Origin of the sequence: Tenacibaculum sp. MEBiC06402 (genome assembly GCF_049239625.1) — a bacterium.
Classification (GTDB): Bacteria; Bacteroidota; Bacteroidia; order Flavobacteriales; family Flavobacteriaceae; genus Polaribacter.
This window is the reverse complement of the sequence record NZ_JBMKKT010000084.1, coordinates 146,733-168,590: the sequence shown is the minus strand read 5'-3', so window position 1 is coordinate 168,590 and position 21,858 is coordinate 146,733. Positions and strand designations below refer to the sequence as shown.

Genomic DNA, 21,858 nt, shown 5'->3' with positions numbered 1-21,858 from the left:
AATTAATTTCTTTTGTTTATTCTTGTTTCTTGCAATACGTTTTTATCTTTATCGAATAAGAACATTGTATTTCCATAAATGTCATATTCAACTCTTTCTCCCTCTCCTCTATTGTTTAATTTTGAGGTATAGCCTATTTGAGGTTTCATAGTAAAAGATTGGATGCTAGAATTAGGTGGTTGCACTCTTATTTCATCAATATATAAAGCATCTGTAGGTTTATTAATGAGAACAGCCCCACCATTATGAATTAAACTAACATAATTCCATTTATCATTAGAAAATTTCCAATATGAAACTAGATAACCTGCAGGAAATTCTCCTAAAGAAATAGTATTACCATTAAAAACATAATCTCCGGAAAATGCATTAGATACTTTAACAACGTCACTTTCATCTGAATTCTCAAAACTTTTTTTGATAAATAATTCACTAACAGAGGTAAAAGGTAGATTCGTTGTTAGAATAGCGTCAACATGCAAACCATCATACTCTTCACTTTTTTGATAAGCTTCTGTAACTGAATTTAAATTATTTCTTTTACCTAATAATTTTCCGTCAGAATCATAATAAAATTCAATAAAATTATTCGTCACAGGCTGAATTATCAAATTATTAGAATTATCATAATAACTATGAGAGAAATTATCTTCAAATAATAATGCTCCATTAAGATTAGAGTTGTCTACTGAATAGCTTTTAACTAATTTTACTTTTGCATTATTATAATCTCTATATTCATTTATTGAAGAAGAATTTAATAACCAATTGTTATCTTTCATAATCCAGTTATTAGTTTGAATAATCGGATTTGCGATATACAGAAATAGATCATCTCTATGACCAACTAACTCTCTGTAATAAACATAGTTTTGTTTACTTACTAGTTTACCTTTTGATGATGTTATCACTTCTTTAACTAAAGTGTAATCATTTGGTTCTTCAGAATTCTCATTTACGTATGTATAATCTATCTTTTGACTAGATAATATGTTTTCACCTGTTAAAGAATAATTAGTATTCTCTGAGCTACGAATAACTTCCCAAGCTCCATAAAAAAACTTAGGCTCTATTACATATCTAAATAAACTGGTATTTCTAGAGCCTGAATTCAAGTGAACATTATTGTATTCATAAACTTGAATTGGAGTCAAATTAACATTACTATAAGTATAAGTAGTTTCTTTAACCTTCTGATTATTTGAATTTAAATATTCAGTTTTAGAAATATTTTTATCTAAATAAAAACCTGACAAAGATGGTTCATAATAATTGACAACAGAACCTTTTTCAAAAGTATTCGTGTGAATGTTCTTTACACTACTTGAAATTTTTCTATAGAAAGAACCTGATTTAATTTGACTGAACTCTAAGTTTAACTCATTTACTTTTTGATCTAAAAGTGTTGTATTCTGGACTAATTCTACTGGAGAATCATATAAGTTATACTTTAAACTATTAGAAGTACTTTGAGGATCCTTTTCTGTAAATAAGGTTTGCCAAGGATACTGCATTAGTGTGTTATCGAAATACCCCTTAGAAAAAAGATGATCATTTGAAATATTTGGAATGCTTTCTGTATCAATAGGGATATAAAAACCTTCTGGTTCTTCGTAAATAAATTCCTTTTCTGATAGTTTGTTTTCTCCATCATAGGTTATTATTTTATCGACTAATAAACCTCCATAATACTGTCCATTGACCTCATTAATTTTGTATAAATATTCAATTAATTTTCCTTCTGGTGTAAGTATCGACTTTAAAACTCCTTTTTTCATATGATCTAAATTGGGTCTTCTATTTAGTTCACCTGATTGAGTTCTTATCATTAAAAACTGATTGAATTGATTATTGGTAAAGGCTCCGTTAGGATAATCAAAAAAATCTTTAGCTTGTGTATAAACAGTTTCTCCAGTCGGAAAAACATTATAGTTAAACTCCCTGAAAAGCCTTTTTGATGTTTTATTTCTTGCTATTTCAAATATCCTCTTAATCCTCAATAAGCCCTCAAAATCCTCTTGATTTTGTGTCTGTTGGGTATACTCAAAACTAAAACCTTTAATATAATTTCCAGTATTATCAAAAATATTTATTTGGTCTAGTAAGTTTATTTGTTGATTTTCTAACTTTTCAATTGGATAACCATGGCTAAAATCAATGAAACTTGAAAGATTTCGAGTAAATATTTCTTTTTTATAAATAAATTCAACCCTAATTTTATTTGTTATAATTTCTTTTATTTCTTTTCTCGAGATATCCTCAACCGATATATCTTGATGATAACCGTCTAAATAATAACTTTTACTTCCATCTCTTTCAGTTTCAATTGATCTAGTAGCTTTAGTATGCATGATATACTTATTGAGTATAGTTTCTTTATATTTGAAATCTATAAAATCAGTATTTTTATCACTAAATACTTTGTGTAAATAAAAATTAGATTTTACAATTGTATCTACATCCATGTAAGAATTAGCAATATATCTTTTTAAGTCATAAGGCAATTTCCTTTTTACTCCACTTCTAAAAATATAATTAATACCGTTCCTCTTCTTTATCTCTATATCTCCTGCCTTATCATAAGACTCAAAAAGTTGTTCATCTTGTTCATTAAGTCTATTAGCTATGTTAGCCACATCATTTATGGGATTCATAAATAAAGTAGATAAATAAAAAGAACCATTAGTGGTATAATTTTTTCTCATCAAGTATTGAAAATTATCTCCATTACTCATTGACACAGAGAAATAATCTGGATGAGCATCATGATTTTCATAGAGAATGCTATTGGACATTTCGGCTGTATATTCTTGAGGTATTGAAGAATTAAACCAACCATTTTCACTATAATCAGGCAAATGATTTATAGTTGAATTTATCTGTCCACCAGCTAGTAAGCTCCAATTATACCCTACACTAGAGGGAATATCAGAAACTTTAGTCCCAGTATTATCATAACTAAGAGTAATTGGAAATGTAGCTCCATTAATTTTAACATTATATAATGGTATTACTATATTAGTACTCTCATGTGTGGTATCATATGAAATACCATCATCTTCATTAACAAAGCTAAAATCCTGAGACATTACAAATGAAGACATACCAAAGACTAACAATACTAAAGATTGTTTTAGTCTATCAATTAAATAATAAAACATATTGAATTTATTTTATAACAATTTTTATTTCCCGGCTGCAAATGTACTATTAATTTTCTTTTTACCAAATAGATAAGGCCATTGAAGGACACAAAAAAACCGTTGAAAAATTCAACGGTTTAGATATTATAATTTGTTTACTTTTTAATTTTCAGAAACAATATATTCATCAACTAAATTTTCTAAAATATCAAGTGGTAATGGACCATTTGTTAAAACAACATCATGGAATTTTCTGATATCAAACTTCTCTCCTAAAGCTTTTTTAGCCTTTTCTCGAAGCTCTATAATTTTAATCATTCCTATTTTATATGCTGTTGCCTGACTTGGCATTACAATATGTCTTTCTACCATTTTAATGGCATCTAATTCGGCGTTTGGTGTATTATCAGTATAATATTTAATACCTTCTTCTCTTGTCCATTTTTTTGAGTGTATACCTGTATCTACAACTAAACGACAAGCTCTCCATAATTCCATGGCTAAACGACCAAAATCAGAATATGGATCAGAATAGAACCCCATTTCTTTAGGAATAAACTCAGAGTATAATCCCCAACCTTCTACATAAGCAGTATATCGTCCAAATTTTCTGAACATCGGTACATCTTTTAATTCTTGCGCAATTGCAATTTGCATATGATGACCTGGAATTCCTTCGTGATATGCTAAGGCTTCCATTTGATAAGAAGGCATACTTGCCATGTCATACATATTTGCATAATAAGTTCCTGGACGAGATCCATCTATCGCCGGCTGTTGATAAAAAGCTTTACCTGCAGACTTCTCTCTAAAGCCTTCAACAGCTTTTACTTGTAGACCTGCTTTTGGTTTTGTAATAAATAATTCATCTAATCGCCCTTTCATCGTATTAATGATAGCTGTCGCTTTATCCATATACTCTTTTCTTCCTTCATCAGTTGCTGCAAAATAGAATTGCTTATCAGTTTTCATAAATTCAAAGAATTCTTGAAGTGTTCCTTTGAAACCAACTTTTTTCATGATTTTTTTCATTTCTCCATGAATTCTCTCGACTTCTGCTAATCCAATTTTATGAATTTCATCAGCCGTCAAATTTGTAGTTGTCGTTCTCTTTAGAGCATTGTTATAAAACGCTTCACCATTCGGAAACTTCCAAGCACCATCATCAGTTGTCGCTATTTTTTCTTGCTCTTCTAAAGTTGATATTAACATCTTATATCCCGCTAGAACATCTTCTTTTAAAGCTTTTGTTGCAGCTTCTAATAATTCTTTCTTCTCATGATCAGCTATTTCAAGCTTTGAAACTTTAGATTCAAAATCAACTAATAGTGTGCTCTTCTTTTCTGAAGTATCAAAAGGTTGTCCTTTAACGAGGTTTCTAGAATCATCTAAGACTTTCGCAAAAACAAACTTAGGAATCATTATTCCTGCTTCTTGCCTCTTATTTAAACCGTCACATATTTGATTGAACATTGATTTAATTCCTTTCAATCTGCTTATGTAATTTTCAGCATCTTTTTTATCTGAAATTTGATGCATATTAATTAAAAATGCTGGGATTTCGGCTTGTGCGCCATGCATTTGATTAACAGGATAGGTATATAATCTGTATTTGTCATCGGAAATTGTATTTTCCAAATTTTGCTTGAACAAATCATAGCTAAGCTTGGTATTCTTATCTAAAGCCTTAACATTGACAGAATCATTCATCCATTGTAAAGCCTTTTTAGTTAAGGCCAACTCTTTATCCGCAAATGCATCAGACAAATTATCCCATTTATCAGCATCTTTTTTTATTCCAAGATAGGTTTGATACATTGGATGTAAATCCATTGATTGCTCAAATTGTTTTTGGAAAAACGCATTTACTTTTGACGATTCAGCTTGAATCTCCTCCGTAGTTGGTTGTGTTTCTTTTTGTTCTGTTTTACAAGCCACACTTACTAAAACAATAGATAATGCGACATATTTAGATATGTTTTTAAACTTCATTTTTGAAATATTTGAGTCCTAAAAATACGTAAATAAAAAACCGAAACAAATATGTTTCGGTTCTTATAATTTAAGCTTCTCCTGTCGTTCCTCCAAAATTCATTGGAATTGGAGGCTGCTCATAATCTTTTATTTCTCCATGAACCTGTTCGAACTTTCGAACATTATCTGCTAAAGCTTTTGTTAATCTCTTTGCATGTTGAGGAGTTAAAATAATTCTTGATTTTACTTTCGCCTTTGGAACACCTGGCATAATATTAATAAAATCAACGATAAATTCAGATACAGAGTGATTTATAATTGCTAAGTTAGAATAAGTTCCTTCAGCAACCTCTTGATCTAACTCAATGTTAATTTGTGGTTCTTTATTTTCTTCCATTAAAATATGTTATAAACTAAAAAGACCTCAATATGAGGTCTTTTTAAAATTAAATATTATAAGCTTTTTTCTATTTCATCTTTAGGACCAACGATGATGTTTTCGTAAGATCTGATACCAGTACCAGCTGGGATACGTTTACCTACAATTACATTCTCTTTTAATCCTTCAAGAGTATCAATCTTACCATTTACAGCTGCCTCATTTAATACTTTCGTAGTTTCCTGGAAAGAAGCTGCAGAGATAAATGACTTAGTTTGTAAAGACGCTCTAGTAATACCTTGTAATACCTGTTCTGCTGTTGCAGGTTGTGCTTCTCTTGCTACCACTAAGTTTTTATCTTGTCTACGTAAAATTGAGTTTTCATCTCTTAATTGACGTGCAGTAACTAATTGACCTGCTTTTAAGTTTTCAGAATCTCCAGCATCTTCAACTACTTTCATTCCGTAAATCTTATCATTCTCTTCAATGAAATCATTCTTATGAGCTAACTGATTCTCTAAGAACAACGTATCTCCTGAGTCAATAATTCTAACTTTACGCATCATCTGACGTACAACTACTTCAAAGTGCTTATCGTTAATCTTTACCCCTTGTAAGCGATATACTTCTTGAATTTCGTTTACTAAGTATTCTTGCACTGCAGAAGGTCCTTTAATTCTTAAGATATCTGCTGGTGTTGTAGCTCCATCAGATAATGGCATACCTGCTTTAATAAAGTCGTTTTCTTGAACTAAAATTTGGTTCGATAACTTCACTAAGTACTTCTTAATCTCTCCAGTTTTAGACTCTACGATAATCTCACGATTACCACGCTTAATCTTACCGAAAGAAACAACACCATCAATCTCAGCAACTACTGCAGGGTTAGAAGGATTACGTGCTTCAAATAACTCCGTTACACGTGGTAAACCTCCTGTAATATCCCCAGCCTTTCCAGACTTACGAGGAATCTTAACTAAAGTTTGACCTTCTTCTACTTTATCACCATTGTCTACCATTAAGTGTGCACCTACAGGTAAACTGTATGAACGTAAAGCGTTACCATCAGCATCTTCAATAATTAAAGATGGAATGATTTTTTTATTCTTAGAATCTGTAATTACTTTTTCTTGGAATCCTGTTTGCTCATCAACCTCTACAGAGTAGTTAATACCTTGCTCTAAGTTGTCGAATTTAACTTTTCCACCGAATTCAGAAACGATAACTCCGTTGAAAGGATCCCACTGACATACAGCATCTCCTTTCTTGATTGACTTTCTATCTTTATCAAAAATGATAGAACCATAAGGGATGTTATTCGTACTTAATGTAATTCCAGTCTTTTTATCAACAATTTTGATTTCAGCTGTACGAGAAATTACGATATCAACCTCTTCTCCGTTTGTATCTTTACCTTTTACAGTTCTTAAGTCTTCAATTTTAACGTTTCCATCGAACTTAGCAATTAACTTATTGTCCTCTGAAATGTTTCCTGCTACCCCTCCAACGTGGAAAGTACGTAATGTTAACTGAGTACCAGGCTCTCCAATCGATTGTGCTGCAATTACTCCTACTGCTTCACCTCTTTGAACTTTCTTCGCAGTTGATAAACTCTTACCATAACACTGCGCACAAATTCCTTTTTTAGACTCACATGTTAATGGAGAACGAACTTCTACTCTATCAATTCCTGACTCTTGAACCTTCTCAGCTAACTTAAATGTAATTAATTCACCTGCCTCTACTAAAACTTCATCTGAAGTTGGGTGATAAACATCGTGTAATGAAACTCTACCTTCAATTCTATCAGCTAAAGACTCAACGATTTCATCATTCTTCTTAAGTGGAGTTACTTCTAATCCACGTAAAGTACCACAATCTACTTCATTAACAATCACATCTTGAGAAACATCAACTAAACGACGTGTTAAGTAACCTGCATCGGCAGTTTTTAATGCTGTATCGGCTAATCCTTTACGAGCACCGTGCGTAGAGATAAAGTATTCTAAAATTGAAAGTCCTTCTTTAAAGTTAGAAAGAATTGGGTTTTCAATAATTTCTCCACCACCTGCTGTAGATTTCTTAGGCTTCGCCATTAATCCACGCATACCTGTTAACTGACGAATCTGCTCTTTCGATCCACGGGCTCCAGAATCTAACATCATAAATACCGAGTTAAATCCTTGCTGATCCTCACGTAAACGCTTCATAGATAATTCAGTTAATCTGTTGTTGGTAGAACCCCAAACATCAATCACCTGATTATAACGTTCCTTTTGAGTTAACATACCCATGTTATAGTTCATAACAATTCCGTCAACTTCTTTATTCGCCTCAGCAATCATTGAATGCTTTTCTTCAGGAATAATGATATCTCCTAATGAGAATGATAAACCACCCTGGAAGGCAAATTTATATCCCATATTCTTGATTTGGTCTAAGAACTCTCCAACAGAAGGAATATCAGTAACTTTTAAAATACCACCGATAATACCTCTTAAGGATTTCTTAGTCAATACCTCATTAATATATCCTGCTGCTTCTGGAACAACTTCGTTAAATAATACTCTACCAACGGTAGTTTGAATAATTTTCGTAACTACTTGTCCATCTTCTACATCTTTCGTACGAACCTTAATTCCAGCATTTAAGTCTACTCTACCTTCATTAAAAGCAATAGTTACTTCTTCAGGAGAGTAAAATGTTAAACCTTCTCCTTTAATTTCTAATTCAGGAGTAGATTTACGCTCTTTAGTCATATAGTAAAGACCTAATACCATATCCTGAGATGGTACAGTAATAGGAGCTCCATTTGCAGGGTTTAAGATATTATGAGAAGCTAACATTAATAACTGAGCTTCTAAAATAGCCTCTGGTCCTAAAGGTAAGTGAACCGCCATTTGATCCCCATCGAAATCGGCGTTAAATGCCGTACACACTAATGGGTGAAGACGAATTGCTTTACCTTCTATTAATTTAGGTTGGAATGCCTGAATACCTAAACGGTGTAATGTAGGAGCACGGTTTAATAAAACTGGGTGACCTTTAATTACATTTTCAAGAATATCCCAAACTACAGGCTCTTTTCTATCTATAATTTTCTTCGCAGATTTTACCGTCTTAACAATACCTCTTTCGATTAACTTACGAATAACAAAAGGCTTATATAATTCAGCTGCCATATCTTTTGGCAATCCACATTCGTATAATTTTAATTCTGGTCCAACAACAATAACAGAACGAGCAGAATAATCAACACGCTTACCTAATAAGTTTTGACGGAAACGTCCTTGTTTACCTTTTAAACTATCAGATAAAGACTTTAATGGTCTGTTTGATTCTGTTTTTACCGCTGAAGATTTACGTGTATTATCAAATAATGAATCTACTGATTCTTGTAACATACGCTTTTCGTTACGTAAGATTACTTCAGGAGCTTTAATCTCCATTAATCTCTTTAAACGATTGTTACGGATAATTACACGACGATATAAATCATTTAAGTCAGAAGTAGCGAAACGACCTCCATCTAATGGAACTAATGGACGTAATTCTGGTGGAATTACAGGAACCACTTTCATAATCATCCACTCTGGCTTATTCTCTCTATTCTTTTGAGACTCTCTGAACGCTTCAACTACATTTAATCTTTTTAACGCTTCGTTCTTACGTTGTTTAGATGTTTCAGTATTTGCCTTGTGTCTTAACTGATAAGATAACTCGTCTAAATCGATACGAGCTAATAAATCGATTAAACACTCAGCTCCCATTTTAGCTATAAACTTATTTGGGTCTGAATCTTCTAGGTATTGATTGTCTTGTGGTAAGGTATCAGCGATATCTAAATACTCTTCCTCTGTTAAGAAATCAAGTTTTTGTAATGGATCACCTTCAGCATTCTTAGCAATACCAGGTTGGATTACAACATAACGCTCATAATAGATAATCATATCTAACTTCTTAGATGGTAATCCTAATAAATATCCCATCTTGTTAGGTAATGATCTAAAATACCAAATGTGTGCAACTGGCACAACTAGGTTAATATGACCAACTCTATCTCGACGAACTTTTTTCTCAGTTACTTCAACACCACATCGATCACAAACAATCCCTTTATATCGGATTCTTTTATATTTACCACATGCACACTCATAATCTTTTACAGGACCAAAAATTCTTTCACAGAAAAGTCCATCTCTCTCTGGCTTGTGTGTACGGTAATTAATTGTTTCTGGTTTTAAAACCTCTCCTTTAGATGCTTCTAAAATAGACTCTGGAGAAGCTAAACCAATTGAAATTTTGTTAAACTTCTTAACAGTGTATTTTTCGTTTTTTCTTGCCATAATGTTTTGCAAAATGCTTTAAGCAATGTAGCTTAACTTATAAAATTATATAGACACTGAAATCAAGATTGATATAATTTATCAATCTTGATTATCTTTTTTACTCTTCTAATTTAACGTCTAAACCTAAACCTTTAAGTTCGTGCATTAATACGTTAAATGATTCTGGTAATCCAGGTTCTGGCATTGGCTCTCCTTTTACAATGCTCTCGTAAGCTTTAGCTCTACCCAATACATCATCCGATTTTATCGTTAAAATTTCACGTAAAATACTAGATGCACCATAAGCTTCAAGTGCCCATACCTCCATTTCTCCGAAACGTTGACCTCCGAATTGTGCCTTACCTCCTAATGGTTGTTGAGTAATTAATGAGTAAGGTCCAATAGAACGAGCATGCATCTTATCTTCAATCATGTGTCCTAGCTTAATCATGTAGATTACCCCCACTGTTGCAGGTTGGTCAAAACGTTGTCCTGTACCTCCATCATATAAGTAAGTATGACCAAATCTTGGAATGCTTGCTTCATCAGTTAATTTATTAATTTCATCTAAAGAAGCTCCGTCAAAGATAGGTGTAGCATACTTTTGGTTTAATTTTTGACCTGCCCATCCAAGTACAGTTTCATAAATCTGACCAATATTCATACGAGATGGTACCCCTAATGGATTTAATACGATATCAACTGGAGTTCCATCTTCTAGGAATGGCATATCTTCCTGACGAACAATTCTTGCAACAATACCTTTGTTACCGTGACGTCCTGCCATTTTATCTCCAACTTTTAACTTACGTTTTTTCGCAATATAAATTTTAGCTAACTTCAAAATACCTGCTGGTAATTCATCTCCTACAGAAATAGTAAATTTCTCACGACGTAAAACCCCTTGTAAGTCGTTAACTTTAATTTTATAGTTGTGAATTAATTCTCCAACTAATTTATTCAATTCCTTATCGGTAGTCCAAGTTCCACTTAAATGCGTGAAATCATCAACTGAGTTCAACATTTTTTGAGTAAACTTCTTACCTTTTGGTAAAACTTCCTCTCCTAAATCATTATGAATTCCTTGAGAAGTTTTTCCTGTTACTAAACCAAATAATTTATCGATTAAGCGATCTTTTAAATCTTCAAACTTAGAAACGAAAGAAGCTTCTAACGTAGCAACTGCCTCCTTATCTCTAGCTCTCTTATTCTTATCTTTAACCGCTCTTCTAAATAACTTCTTATCAATTACAACTCCTTTTAATGAAGGCGAAGCTTTTAAAGATGCATCTTTTACATCTCCAGCTTTATCTCCAAAGATTGCTCTTAATAATTTCTCTTCTGGTGTTGGATCAGATTCACCTTTAGGTGTAATCTTACCAATTAAAATATCTCCAGGTTTTACTTCAGCTCCAATACGAATCATTCCATTTTCATCTAAGTCTTTAGTAGCCTCTTCTGAAACGTTTGGAATATCGTTTGTTAATTCTTCTGCTCCTAACTTAGTATCACGAACATCTAAAGAATATTCATCAATATGGATAGAAGTAAAAATATCTTCACGTACAACTTTCTCAGAAATTACAATCGCATCCTCGAAGTTATATCCTTTCCAAGGCATGAAGGCAACTTTCATATTTCTCCCTAAAGCTAACTCTCCTTGTTGCGTTGCATATCCTTCACAAAGAACCTGACCTTCTTCAACTCTATCACCTTTCTTTACGATTGGTTTTAGATTGATATTCGTACCTTGGTTTGTTTTTCTAAACTTAATTAAGTTGTAAGATTTTTCATCTGGATCAAAACTTACTAAGCGCTCCTCCTCTGTTCTATCATATTTGATGGTAATCATATTAGCATCAACATACTCTACAACTCCATTTCCTTCAGCGTTTATTAAAATACGAGAGTCTTTGGCAACTCTACGCTCTAATCCAGTTCCTACGATTGGTGATTCAGGTCTTAATAATGGTACTGCCTGACGCATCATGTTCGATCCCATTAATGCACGGTTGGCATCATCATGCTCTAAGAATGGAATTAACGATGCAGAAATAGAAGCAATTTGGTTAGGAGCAACATCCATGTAGTTTACTACGTTAGGAGTTACTACTGGGAAATCACCTTCTTCTCTTGCAATTACCTTATCTCTATCAATTGTACCATCTTCTTTAACCTCAATATTTGATTGTGCGAACTTCATTCCTTCTTCCTCTTCAGCACTCAAATAAATTGGATCTTCCGACAATACTTGACCATCTTCAACTTTCTTATATGGAGTTTCAATGAATCCCATATTATTCACCTTAGCATATACAGCTAGTGATGATATCAGACCAATATTTGGACCTTCAGGTGTTTCAATTGGACATAAACGACCGTAATGAGTATAGTGAACATCACGAACCTCAAATCCTGCTCTTTCTCTTGATAAACCTCCAGGTCCTAATGCTGATAAACGACGTTTATGCGTAATCTCTGCTAATGGATTTGTTTGATCCATAAACTGAGATAACTGGTTCGTTCCAAAGAATGAATTAATTACTGACGATAAAGTTTTTGCATTAATTAAGTCAATTGGAGTAAAGACCTCGTTATCACGAACGTTCATACGCTCACGAATAGTTCTAGCCATACGTGCTAAACCAACACCAAACTGACCAGCTAATTGCTCACCTACTGTACGTACACGACGGTTAGATAAGTGATCGATATCATCCACTTCAGCTTTTGAATTAATTAACTCAATTAGATATTTTACAATAGTAATAATATCATTCTTCGTTAATACTTTTTGATCTATAGCTTCATTTAATTGAAGTTTAGTGTTCATTCTGAAACGACCAACTTCTCCTAAATTATATCTTTGTTCTGAGAAGAATAATTTATCGATAATCCCTCTAGCAGTTTCCTCATCTGGCGGTTCTGCATTACGCAATTGACGATAGATGTGCTCAACAGCCTCTTTCTCAGAGTTTGTTGGATCTTTTTGTAATGTATTATGAATAATAGCATAATCACCCATTTGGTGATCTTCTTTATGAAGTAAGATTGTCTTAGCTCCAGAATCTATAATTTCATCTACATGTTCCTTCTCTAAAATAGTATCACGGTCGAAGATAATCTCATTACGCTCAATAGATACAACCTCTCCTGTATCTTCATCAACGAAATCTTCATGCCATGTTTTTAATACTCTCGCAGCTAACTTTCTACCTAATACCTTCTTCAATCCAGCTTTAGAAACTTTAATTTCCTCAGCCAAATCAAATATTTCTAAGATATCCTTATCTCTTTCAAATCCTATCGCACGGAATAAAGTAGTTACTGGTAATTTCTTCTTTCTATCAATATAGGCATACATTACCTGATTGATATCCGTTGCAAATTCAATCCAAGATCCTTTAAAAGGAATAACTCTTGCTGAATATAACTTTGTTCCGTTAGCGTGGAAAGATTGTCCAAAGAACACTCCTGGTGAACGGTGTAATTGCGATACCACAACACGCTCAGCTCCATTAATAATAAATGTTCCAGAACCAGACATATAAGGTATTGTACCTAAGTACACATCTTGAACAATGGTTTCGAAGTCTTCATGTTCAGGGTCCGTACAGTATAACTTAAGTCTAGCCTTTAATGGAACACTATATGTTAAACCTCTTTCAATACATTCTTGAATGCTATATCTTGGAGGATCAACAAAATAATCTAAAAATTCTAATACGAATTGATTCCTTGTATCGGTAATTGGGAAATTATCCATGAAGGTTTTATATAAACCTTCTTCACCTCGTTCTTCTGCCTTTGTTTGTAATTGGAAAAAATCTTGGAAAGATTTAATTTGAATATCCAAAAAATCTGGATAATCAGATCCAATACGAGAAGATGCGAAGTTGATTCTTTCAGTAGTGTTTATCGTTGCCAAAAGAGTATCTATTTTTAATTAAAAATATTTTATTAAAAAACTTTTACAGTTTTTCTTGCAATTTTTACTACTTTAAATTGATAATTAACAATTTAATAATCAACTAAAGAAGTTGAAAAAAAACACAAATTGCGATTGTGAATTTAGTAAGAACAAATATATACACAAAATGGTTTAGGGCTAAAACTATTGTTTTAGCACCTAAACCTGTATTTTGTTATCCCACTTTTTTGTGGGGAGCTATATTATTTTAACTCTACCTCAGCTCCTGCTTCTTCTAAAGACGCTTTAAGACCTTCAGCCTCATCTTTAGAAACTCCTTCTTTAATTGGTGCTGGAGCGCTATCTACGATTCCTTTAGCTTCTTTTAATCCTAAACCAGTTAATTCTTTAACTAATTTTACAACTGCTAATTTAGAACCTCCTGCTGCTTTTAAGATAACATCAAATTCAGTTTTCTCTTCACCAGCATCTCCACCAGCTCCACCAGCTGGACCAGCTACTGCTACAGCTGCAGCTGCAGGCTCAATACCATACTCATCTTTTAAGATATCAGCTAATTCATTAACTTCTTTTACTGTTAAGTTAACTAATTGTTCTGCGAATTCTTTTAAATCTGCCATTTTAAATTGTTTTAATTTTTTATTATTAGTTTATTAGTGCGCTTAATTATTTTTCCGATAACGTTTTTAAGATACCTGATAATTTACCACCTCCAGATTGTAATGCTGAAACAACATTCTTCGCAGGAGATTGTAATAAAGTGATAATATCACCGATAAGTTCTTCACGAGACTTGATATTTACAAGAGCGTCTAATTGATCATCTCCTATGTAAATAGCTTCCTCTACAAAAGCACCTTTTAATAAAGGTCTATCTTTTGATTTTTTTCTAAACTCTTTAATAACCTTAGCAGGAGCATTACCCGCTTCAGAAATCATTAATGATGTATTACCTTTCAATACGCCAGGTAATTCACCAAAGTCTTTATCAGAAGCCTCCATTGCTTTTTCAAGCAACGTATTCTTCACAACAGCCAATTTCACGTTCGCTTTGAAACAAGCTCTACGTAAGTTAGATGTAGTTAATGCATCTAAACCAGAAATATCTGCTAAATAGATTGTACTTGTATCTGCTAACTGTGCTGTTAAATCTTGTATTACTTGTGATTTTTCTTCTCTAGTCATGATTATACATTTTAACTGCCTTATGAAACAGATTTCACATCTACAGGAACACTAGGACTCATAGTAGAAGACATAAAAATACTTTTAATATAAGTTCCTTTTGCCGCTGTTGGCTTTAATTTAATAAGTGTTTGTACTAATTCATTTGCATTTTCGAAAATCTTATCAGCATCAAAAGATACTTTTCCGATTGCAGCGTGAACGATACCAGTTTTATCAACTTTAAAGTCAATTTTACCAGCCTTTACTTCTTTTACTGCTTTTGCAACATCCATAGTAACTGTACCTGTCTTAGGGTTTGGCATTAAACCTCTTGGACCTAAAACACGACCCAATGGACCTAATTTACCCATTACACTAGGCATTGTTATAATAACGTCAACATCAGTCCATCCTCCTTTGATTTTTTGTAGATATTCATCTAAACCTACATAATCAGCACCGGCCGCTTGAGCTTCTGCTTCTTTATCTGGAGTAACTAATGCTAGTACTTTTACATCTTTTCCCGTTCCGTGAGGTAATGTTACAACTCCACGTACCATTTGATTTGCTTTACGAGGATCTACTCCTAAACGTACTGCTAAATCTACAGATGCATCAAACTTTACGTTTGTGATCTCTTTTACTAATGCTGATGCATCCTTTAAGTCATAAACTTTAGAGGTGTCAATCTTAGCACGAGCTTCTTTTTGCTTTCTTGTTAATCTTGCCATTTTAATTCTCTTTTAAGTTATGCTGGTGCATCACCTGTTACTGTTAATCCCATAGAACGAGCAGTTCCTGCGATCATTCTCATTGCTGACTCAACTTCGAAGGCATTCATATCAACCATCTTGTCTTCTGCAATAGATCTAATTTGATCCCAAGTAACGCTTGCTACTTTCTTTCTATTTGGTTCACCTGAACCTTTCTTAATCTTGGCCGCTTCTAATAACTGTACTGCAGCTGGAGGTGTTTTAACAACGAATTCAAATGATTTATCAGTATATACTGTAATCACAACAGGTAAAACTTTACCCTGCTTGTCCTGTGTACGAGCATTAAACTGCTTACAGAACTCCATGATGTTAACTCCGGCAGCACCTAAAGCGGGTCCAACTGGTGGCGACGGATTCGCAGCACCTCCCCTAACTTGTAGTTTAACTAATTTACTTACTTCTTTTGCCATTGTTTAAGATTTAATTGTGTATCTGTCGTGGAAGCTTCAAATACACTTAAAATATATATGTAACAGTTATATTTTCTCTACTTGCATGTAACTTAATTCTAAAGGTGTTTTTCTTCCGAAAATTTTAACCATCACCTCTAGTTTACGTTTCTCTTCATTTACTTTTTCTACAATACCATCGAAACCATTGAAAGGTCCATCTACTACCTTCACTGTTTCTCCTACTGTATAAGGAATTGCAACCGCTTCTTCATTAACAGAAAGTTCATCTACTTTACCTAACATCCTGTTAACCTCTGATTTACGCATAGGTACTGGATCACCACCTTTAGTTTCACCCAAAAAACCAATTACTCCTGTAACTGCTTTAATAACGTGAGGAACCTCTCCAGCAAGATTAGCTTCAACCATTATATAACCCGGAAAGTAAACTCTTTCTCTGTTTATTTTCTTTCCATTTCTAATCTGAACAACCTTTTCAGTAGGGACAATAACTTGACTTACATAATCCGATAAGCCATGTCTAGCTATTTCAGTTTCTATGTAAGTCTTAACTTTATTCTCTTGACCACCGATAGCTCTTACAACATACCATTTCATCACCGACTCAGCCATCTCTTAAAATAATTTAAAGAAGTTATCTAAACCTGTTTGAAAAACTTTATCTATTACAGCAACAGCTAATGCAAAAATAATTGTAAAAACTGCCACAACTACTGTAGACTTTTGCGCCTCTTCACGAGAAATCCAAGTCATATTAGTATTTAACTCCTCAAAAGAGTCTTTAATGTATTGTATAAAGTTACTCATTGTTTCTAGAAAATTTGCACGGGTTGAGAGGCTCGAACTCCCGACACCTGGTTTTGGAGACCAGTGCTCTACCAACTGAGCTAAACCCGTATTAGAAAGGCATCCCTTAGAAGGGATACCTCTAATTTATTTATAAACTATAATTAGTCTAAAATTTCAGTTACCTGACCAGCTCCAACTGTTCTACCTCCTTCACGGATAGCGAACTGTAAACCTAAGTTTAATGCGATTGGTTGGATTAAATCAACTGTAATAGTTAAGTTATCACCAGGCATTACCATTTCAACTCCATCAGGTAAAGCAATGTTACCAGTTACGTCAGTTGTACGTACGTAGAACTGTGGACGGTAGTTATTGTGGAAAGGAGTGTGACGACCACCTTCTTCTTTCTTTAAGATATATACCTCAGCTTTAAACTTAGCGTGTGGAGTTACAGAACCTGGCTTACAGATTACCATACCTCTCTTGATTTGAGTTTTTTCAATACCTCTTAATAAGATACCTGCATTATCTCCAGCCTCACCTCTATCTAAGATTTGACGGAACATTTCAATACCAGTTACCGTAGAAGTTAATTTATCATCACCCATACCGATAATCTCTACAGGATCACCAGAATTGATAATACCAGTTTCGATACGTCCTGTAGCTACAGTACCACGACCTGTAATAGAGAATACATCTTCAATTGGCATTAAGAAATCTTTCTCAGTATCTCTTGGTGGCTCCTCGATCCAAGTATCAACAGCTTCCATTAATTCTAAAACTGTATCTACCCATTTTTGCTCACCATTTAAAGCACCTAAAGCAGAACCCATTACTACAGGACCATTATCTCCATCATATTCATAGAAAGATAATAAGTCTCTTACTTCCATTTCTACTAACTCTAATAACTCCTCATCATCAACCATATCCACTTTATTCATGAATACAACGATTCTTGGAATACCTACCTGACGTCCTAATAAGATATGCTCACGAGTTTGTGGCATTGGCCCGTCTGTAGCAGCTACTACTAAAATAGCTCCATCCATTTGAGCAGCACCAGTTACCATGTTCTTTACATAATCGGCGTGACCTGGACAGTCAACGTGTGCGTAGTGACGGTTTTGAGTTGCGTACTCTACGTGAGAAGAGTTAATTGTAATACCTCTCTCCTTTTCTTCAGGAGCGTTATCGATTTGATCGAAGTCTCTAGCCTCAGAAAAACCTGCGTCAGCTAATACTTTAGTAATAGCAGCAGTTAATGTAGTCTTACCGTGATCTACGTGACCGATAGTACCTACGTTTAAGTGCGGTTTCGAACGATCGTAAGTTGCTTTTGCCATGATTATTAATTTTAATTCTTAGTTAAATATATTTAGTGTTATTTATAAACTCTACTTTATAGAGCCAATGACGGGATTTGAACCCGTGACCTCATCCCTACCAAGGATGCGCTCTACCAACTGAGCTACACCGGCCTGGATAATTTAGAGCGGGAGACCGGGTTCGAACCGGCGACATTCAGCTTGGAAGGCTGACGCTCTACCAACTGAGCTACTCCCGCAATAATTAAACATTTAAAATTTGTGGGGAGAGCAGGATTCGAACCTGCGAAGTCGAAAGACAACGGAGTTACAGTCCGTCCCATTTGGCCGCTCTGGAATCTCCCCTACAAAATTTACTATTTTAATGAACTTCTTTTTTTTTATTTTGAGCCGATAGAGGGACTCGAACCCACGACCTGCTGATTACAAATCAGCTGCTCTAGCCAGCTGAGCTATATCGGCTTTTTGCCATAAAAAAACAATCCGTTATTTCTAACGGACTGCAAATGTAAAAAGTAATTTTGAATTTGTAAAACTTTTTAAGTTTTTTTTTCTTCTTTTATGAAACTAAAGCATCTCTTTGCTTTTCTTTTGATTTTCTCAACTGCCTTTTCAGTGATTCAACACCTAAACTTACTCCCTCTTCAAACGTTTTTGTTGTCTTCTTTACAATAAGTTCGTTTCCGGGTATATTAATTTTGACTTCTGTTATTTTATTTTCTTTATCACTAGTTTTTTGAACTTTCATAAAAACTTCAGCATCTACGATCTTGTCGTGAAACTTATCTAAGCTTCCTACTTTCTTTTCAATAAACTTTACTAAATCAATGTCAGCTTTGAAATTTACAGATTGTGTGAATACCTTCATAATTTTCAATCTTTTTTTGGGCTCCTAGGATGAGCTTTATTAAACACTTGTTTTAATTGATCCAAGTTATTATGAGTATAAACTTGGGTTGAGGCTAAACTTGAATGTCCTAGTAATTCTTTAACCGAATTTAAATCAGCTCCTTTTTTTAGTAATTCTGTAGCAAAAGTGTGTCTAAGAATATGGGGGCTACATTTTACCTTCGCTGATACCTTACTAAAGTAATAATTTATTACTCGATAAACAAGTGTTTCGTATATTTTATTATCTTTTGAAGTAACTAGCAAGTATTCGTTATTTAAACCCAATTCTGACTTTAATTTTAGATACTTCTGTAAAACCCTTAAAGTTTCTGGCAGCAACGGCACCAATCTTTCTTTATTTCTTTTACCCAATACCTTCGCTACTTTTAAATTCAGATCGATATTTTTTTCTTTCAAATTGATTAGTTCCGTTCTTCTAATTCCTGTTGAAAACAATAAATCAACTATTAACTTATCTCTTAAAGTAGCAAAATCTTCTTCACTTAACTCGTGTAATACTTTTTGCACTTCCTCAAAACTGAATGGTATTTGTGGGTCTTTTTTAGTTTTTAATGATTTATGCTTCGCCAAAGGATTAACCTTGACGACTTCTATCTCTTGCAGAAATTTATAAAAAGTTTTTAAACTACTTATCTTCCTGTTAATAGTTCTATTGGAAACGTTTTGATTCACCAAAGTTATTATCCAATTTCGAATCATATTGTAGTGAACTTCTTCCAATGAATCCGTATCAAAATTCTTCAAACAAAAATTATTGAAGGCTTCCAAATCAGTTTTGTAAGCCTTTACTGTATGGCTTGAATAATTTCGTTCTAACAATAAATATTCTAAGAAAGATTCTATATACATGGATGATAAATATACTAAAAAAGAAAACCCGTGCATTGTGCACAGGTTTTTCTATTTGTTCTAAGAAAATTTAGGAAACTATCCTACCTCTTCTTGTGTTCTTAGTCTTTGAATGTAAGATGCTTTAATTCTTTGAGCTCTTTTCGCAACAGATGGTTTAGTAAACTGCTTACGATCACGTAATGTTCTCATTGTCTTAGTACGATCGAATTTACGCTTGTAACGTTTTAAAGCTCTATCGATATTCTCACCTTCTTTTACAGGAATAATTAACATGTTTTTGCACCTCCTTTCATCCGTATCTTATATATTTTATTTATTTACTCACTATTTAATTAGCTGTAAATAATTGTTTTACATTTTATCGGGCTGCAAAGATACATATTAATTTTTATAATCCTATTTATTTTATTTTTATTTAGGTGCCCAAACTGAGTAACTTTTTGGAGGCACTTGTATTTTAACCCATCTACCTCCTTGTGTTACAGGTTCCCAATTTGAATGTCCTGTATAATCTTTAATACGTGTATTAGACCAATTAGTTTCAATCCATCGTTCTTTCCAAGAATTCGAATTATTGATATACACCACTAAACCAGCATTATTGTAACCATTTCTTTTAGCAACATACTCATCGTTATCTGTATACAGTATATTAGTAGAACCTCCAGCTAAGTTGTTATGAATCCAGATAAGGTTATTCAACTTTGATTTACTCAACCATTCTTCATAATCTCTATAAAAAATAGTTGGATATCCTTCATGCGTTAAAATATAAGCATAAGCCAGTAATTTATTATTAATGATTTCGTCTGTATCATGATTTGCAACGAATGTTACTGCTTTAGAAGCATTCCTCTTCCAAAGCATATCGTCATTTAATCTATTTAAGTTATTTCCCATAAAGGCATCTCTCATTCTATAGTAACAAGCAAAATCAAAGGCAGAAGCTTGTGCTTCACCAGACCACCAATCTAAAGTTCCTGCATTACCATCCCAGTACTCACCAACAGAGAAACCTCCAACGGAATTATTCCATTCTCTAACTACCCAAGGCTCAAAACCTTTTACATAATCAAATCTCCATCCATCAAATCCCATAACATTCTTGTAATATTTCGCTACACTATTTGATCTTTTCCATAACCAATCTTGCACGTAAGGCTGACAGTGACTTAAATCAGGAAATCCACCAAATACACCTGAATCACTGTAACAAGTTGCATTAGGATGAAAATCGGCGTTACTTCTATAAAACTTACCTGAAAGTGGATTAAAATCTGTATAGTACGGAGTACCTGTATATGGATTAGGCTCAAGATCTCCACCACTGTTATGATTTATTACGATATCAGCAATAACACTTAATCGCGCGATATGCGCTTCATTAATTAAACTCTCTAGTTCAGTTTTAGAACCAAATCTGGTTTCTGTACTTCCCATTTGATTATACTGACCAAAATCATAATAATCAAAAGGATCGTAACCCATTGAAAAAGCTCCGTTTTGAGCTTTCGATACTGGAGGTAACCAAATCGCATCAATTCCTGCATTGCTCCAGTCTTGTACTTTTCCTTCTACTACCTGCCACCATGTTCCTCCTGCTGGAACATCCCAATAAAATGCTTGCATCATTACACCCGTACCTATTTGCTTTAGGCTCGATCTTGAAGCTACATTTACGTTTTCTTTTAAATTAGATTCTGTTTGTTGATTATCTGTTTGAATAGTTGTTTCATCTGTACACGAAAAGTGAACAAACAAAATGATAATCAATAGTTTTTGAAAGGTTTTCATGTTAATTAAGTTTTTGTTTCTAGTGAAGTTATACATTGAAAACCAATCTGCGAAATCGGTGTAGAAACG

The 21,858-nt window shown here is 33.6% G+C and carries 16 protein-coding genes and 5 tRNA genes; all 21 read right to left on the bottom strand.

Going from position 1 to position 21,858, the window contains the following annotated elements:
- Positions 1-2 precede the first annotated feature (2 nt).
- Positions 3-3,161 carry a hypothetical protein gene (locus ACOSP6_RS03630; RefSeq protein WP_422093020.1) on the bottom strand — a complete coding sequence of 1,053 codons (3,159 nt, stop codon included), beginning with the start codon at positions 3,159-3,161 and terminating at the stop codon, positions 3-5.
- A 144-nt stretch (positions 3,162-3,305) separates the two neighbouring features.
- Positions 3,306-5,135 (bottom strand): DUF885 domain-containing protein, encoded by a 1,830-nt coding sequence (locus ACOSP6_RS03625; RefSeq protein ID WP_422093019.1) that lies wholly within the window; start codon positions 5,133-5,135, stop codon positions 3,306-3,308.
- Between the two features lie 70 nt (positions 5,136-5,205).
- Positions 5,206-5,514, bottom strand: coding sequence for a DUF3467 domain-containing protein (locus tag ACOSP6_RS03620; protein WP_422093018.1), 309 nt, complete (start codon positions 5,512-5,514; stop codon positions 5,206-5,208).
- A gap of 56 nt (positions 5,515-5,570) precedes the next feature.
- Positions 5,571-9,842 carry a DNA-directed RNA polymerase subunit beta' gene (rpoC, locus tag ACOSP6_RS03615; RefSeq protein WP_422093017.1) on the bottom strand — a complete coding sequence of 1,424 codons (4,272 nt, stop codon included), beginning with the start codon at positions 9,840-9,842 and terminating at the stop codon, positions 5,571-5,573.
- Between the two features lie 100 nt (positions 9,843-9,942).
- On the bottom strand, positions 9,943-13,752 hold the full coding sequence (rpoB, locus tag ACOSP6_RS03610) for a DNA-directed RNA polymerase subunit beta (RefSeq protein ID WP_422093016.1): 3,810 nt from the start codon (positions 13,750-13,752) through the stop codon (positions 9,943-9,945).
- Between the two features lie 245 nt (positions 13,753-13,997).
- Positions 13,998-14,375 carry a 50S ribosomal protein L7/L12 gene (gene rplL / locus ACOSP6_RS03605; RefSeq protein WP_422093015.1) on the bottom strand — a complete coding sequence of 126 codons (378 nt, stop codon included), beginning with the start codon at positions 14,373-14,375 and terminating at the stop codon, positions 13,998-14,000.
- A gap of 46 nt (positions 14,376-14,421) precedes the next feature.
- On the bottom strand, positions 14,422-14,940 hold the full coding sequence (gene rplJ, locus ACOSP6_RS03600) for a 50S ribosomal protein L10 (RefSeq protein ID WP_422093014.1): 519 nt from the start codon (positions 14,938-14,940) through the stop codon (positions 14,422-14,424).
- A 20-nt stretch (positions 14,941-14,960) separates the two neighbouring features.
- Entirely contained in the window at positions 14,961-15,653 is a 693-nt protein-coding gene (gene rplA / locus ACOSP6_RS03595; RefSeq protein ID WP_422093013.1) for a 50S ribosomal protein L1, read from the bottom strand.
- A 17-nt stretch (positions 15,654-15,670) separates the two neighbouring features.
- Positions 15,671-16,108, bottom strand: a complete 438-nt coding sequence (gene rplK / locus ACOSP6_RS03590) for a 50S ribosomal protein L11 (RefSeq protein WP_422093012.1) — start codon at positions 16,106-16,108, stop codon at positions 15,671-15,673.
- Between the two features lie 66 nt (positions 16,109-16,174).
- The gene (nusG, locus tag ACOSP6_RS03585) at positions 16,175-16,723 is read right to left on the bottom strand and encodes a transcription termination/antitermination protein NusG (protein ID WP_422093011.1); all 549 of its coding nucleotides are present in this window, start codon (positions 16,721-16,723) and stop codon (positions 16,175-16,177) included.
- A 3-nt stretch (positions 16,724-16,726) separates the two neighbouring features.
- Complete coding sequence (gene secE / locus ACOSP6_RS03580) at positions 16,727-16,918, bottom strand: preprotein translocase subunit SecE (RefSeq protein ID WP_422093010.1); 192 nt, start codon at positions 16,916-16,918, stop codon at positions 16,727-16,729.
- 17 nt (positions 16,919-16,935) lie between these two features.
- A tRNA-Trp gene (locus ACOSP6_RS03575) sits at positions 16,936-17,008 on the bottom strand.
- Between the two features lie 53 nt (positions 17,009-17,061).
- Positions 17,062-18,249 (bottom strand): elongation factor Tu, encoded by a 1,188-nt coding sequence (gene tuf / locus ACOSP6_RS03570; RefSeq protein ID WP_422093009.1) that lies wholly within the window; start codon positions 18,247-18,249, stop codon positions 17,062-17,064.
- Positions 18,250-18,311: 62 nt separating this feature from the next.
- Positions 18,312-18,384, bottom strand: a tRNA-Thr gene (locus tag ACOSP6_RS03565).
- A gap of 13 nt (positions 18,385-18,397) precedes the next feature.
- Positions 18,398-18,470 (bottom strand) — tRNA-Gly (locus ACOSP6_RS03560).
- A 23-nt stretch (positions 18,471-18,493) separates the two neighbouring features.
- Positions 18,494-18,576 (bottom strand) — tRNA-Tyr (locus ACOSP6_RS03555).
- Between the two features lie 43 nt (positions 18,577-18,619).
- Positions 18,620-18,693: transfer RNA gene (locus ACOSP6_RS03550), tRNA-Thr, on the bottom strand.
- Between the two features lie 97 nt (positions 18,694-18,790).
- Complete coding sequence (locus ACOSP6_RS03545) at positions 18,791-19,099, bottom strand: HPF/RaiA family ribosome-associated protein (RefSeq protein ID WP_422093008.1); 309 nt, start codon at positions 19,097-19,099, stop codon at positions 18,791-18,793.
- A 5-nt stretch (positions 19,100-19,104) separates the two neighbouring features.
- The gene (locus tag ACOSP6_RS03540) at positions 19,105-20,028 is read right to left on the bottom strand and encodes a tyrosine-type recombinase/integrase (protein WP_422093007.1); all 924 of its coding nucleotides are present in this window, start codon (positions 20,026-20,028) and stop codon (positions 19,105-19,107) included.
- Positions 20,029-20,070: 42 nt separating this feature from the next.
- Positions 20,071-20,268, bottom strand: coding sequence for a 30S ribosomal protein S21 (gene rpsU, locus ACOSP6_RS03535; RefSeq protein ID WP_422093006.1), 198 nt, complete (start codon positions 20,266-20,268; stop codon positions 20,071-20,073).
- A gap of 138 nt (positions 20,269-20,406) precedes the next feature.
- Entirely contained in the window at positions 20,407-21,789 is a 1,383-nt protein-coding gene (locus ACOSP6_RS03530; RefSeq protein ID WP_422093005.1) for an alpha-amylase, read from the bottom strand.
- Between the last annotated feature and the right edge of the window lie 69 nt (positions 21,790-21,858).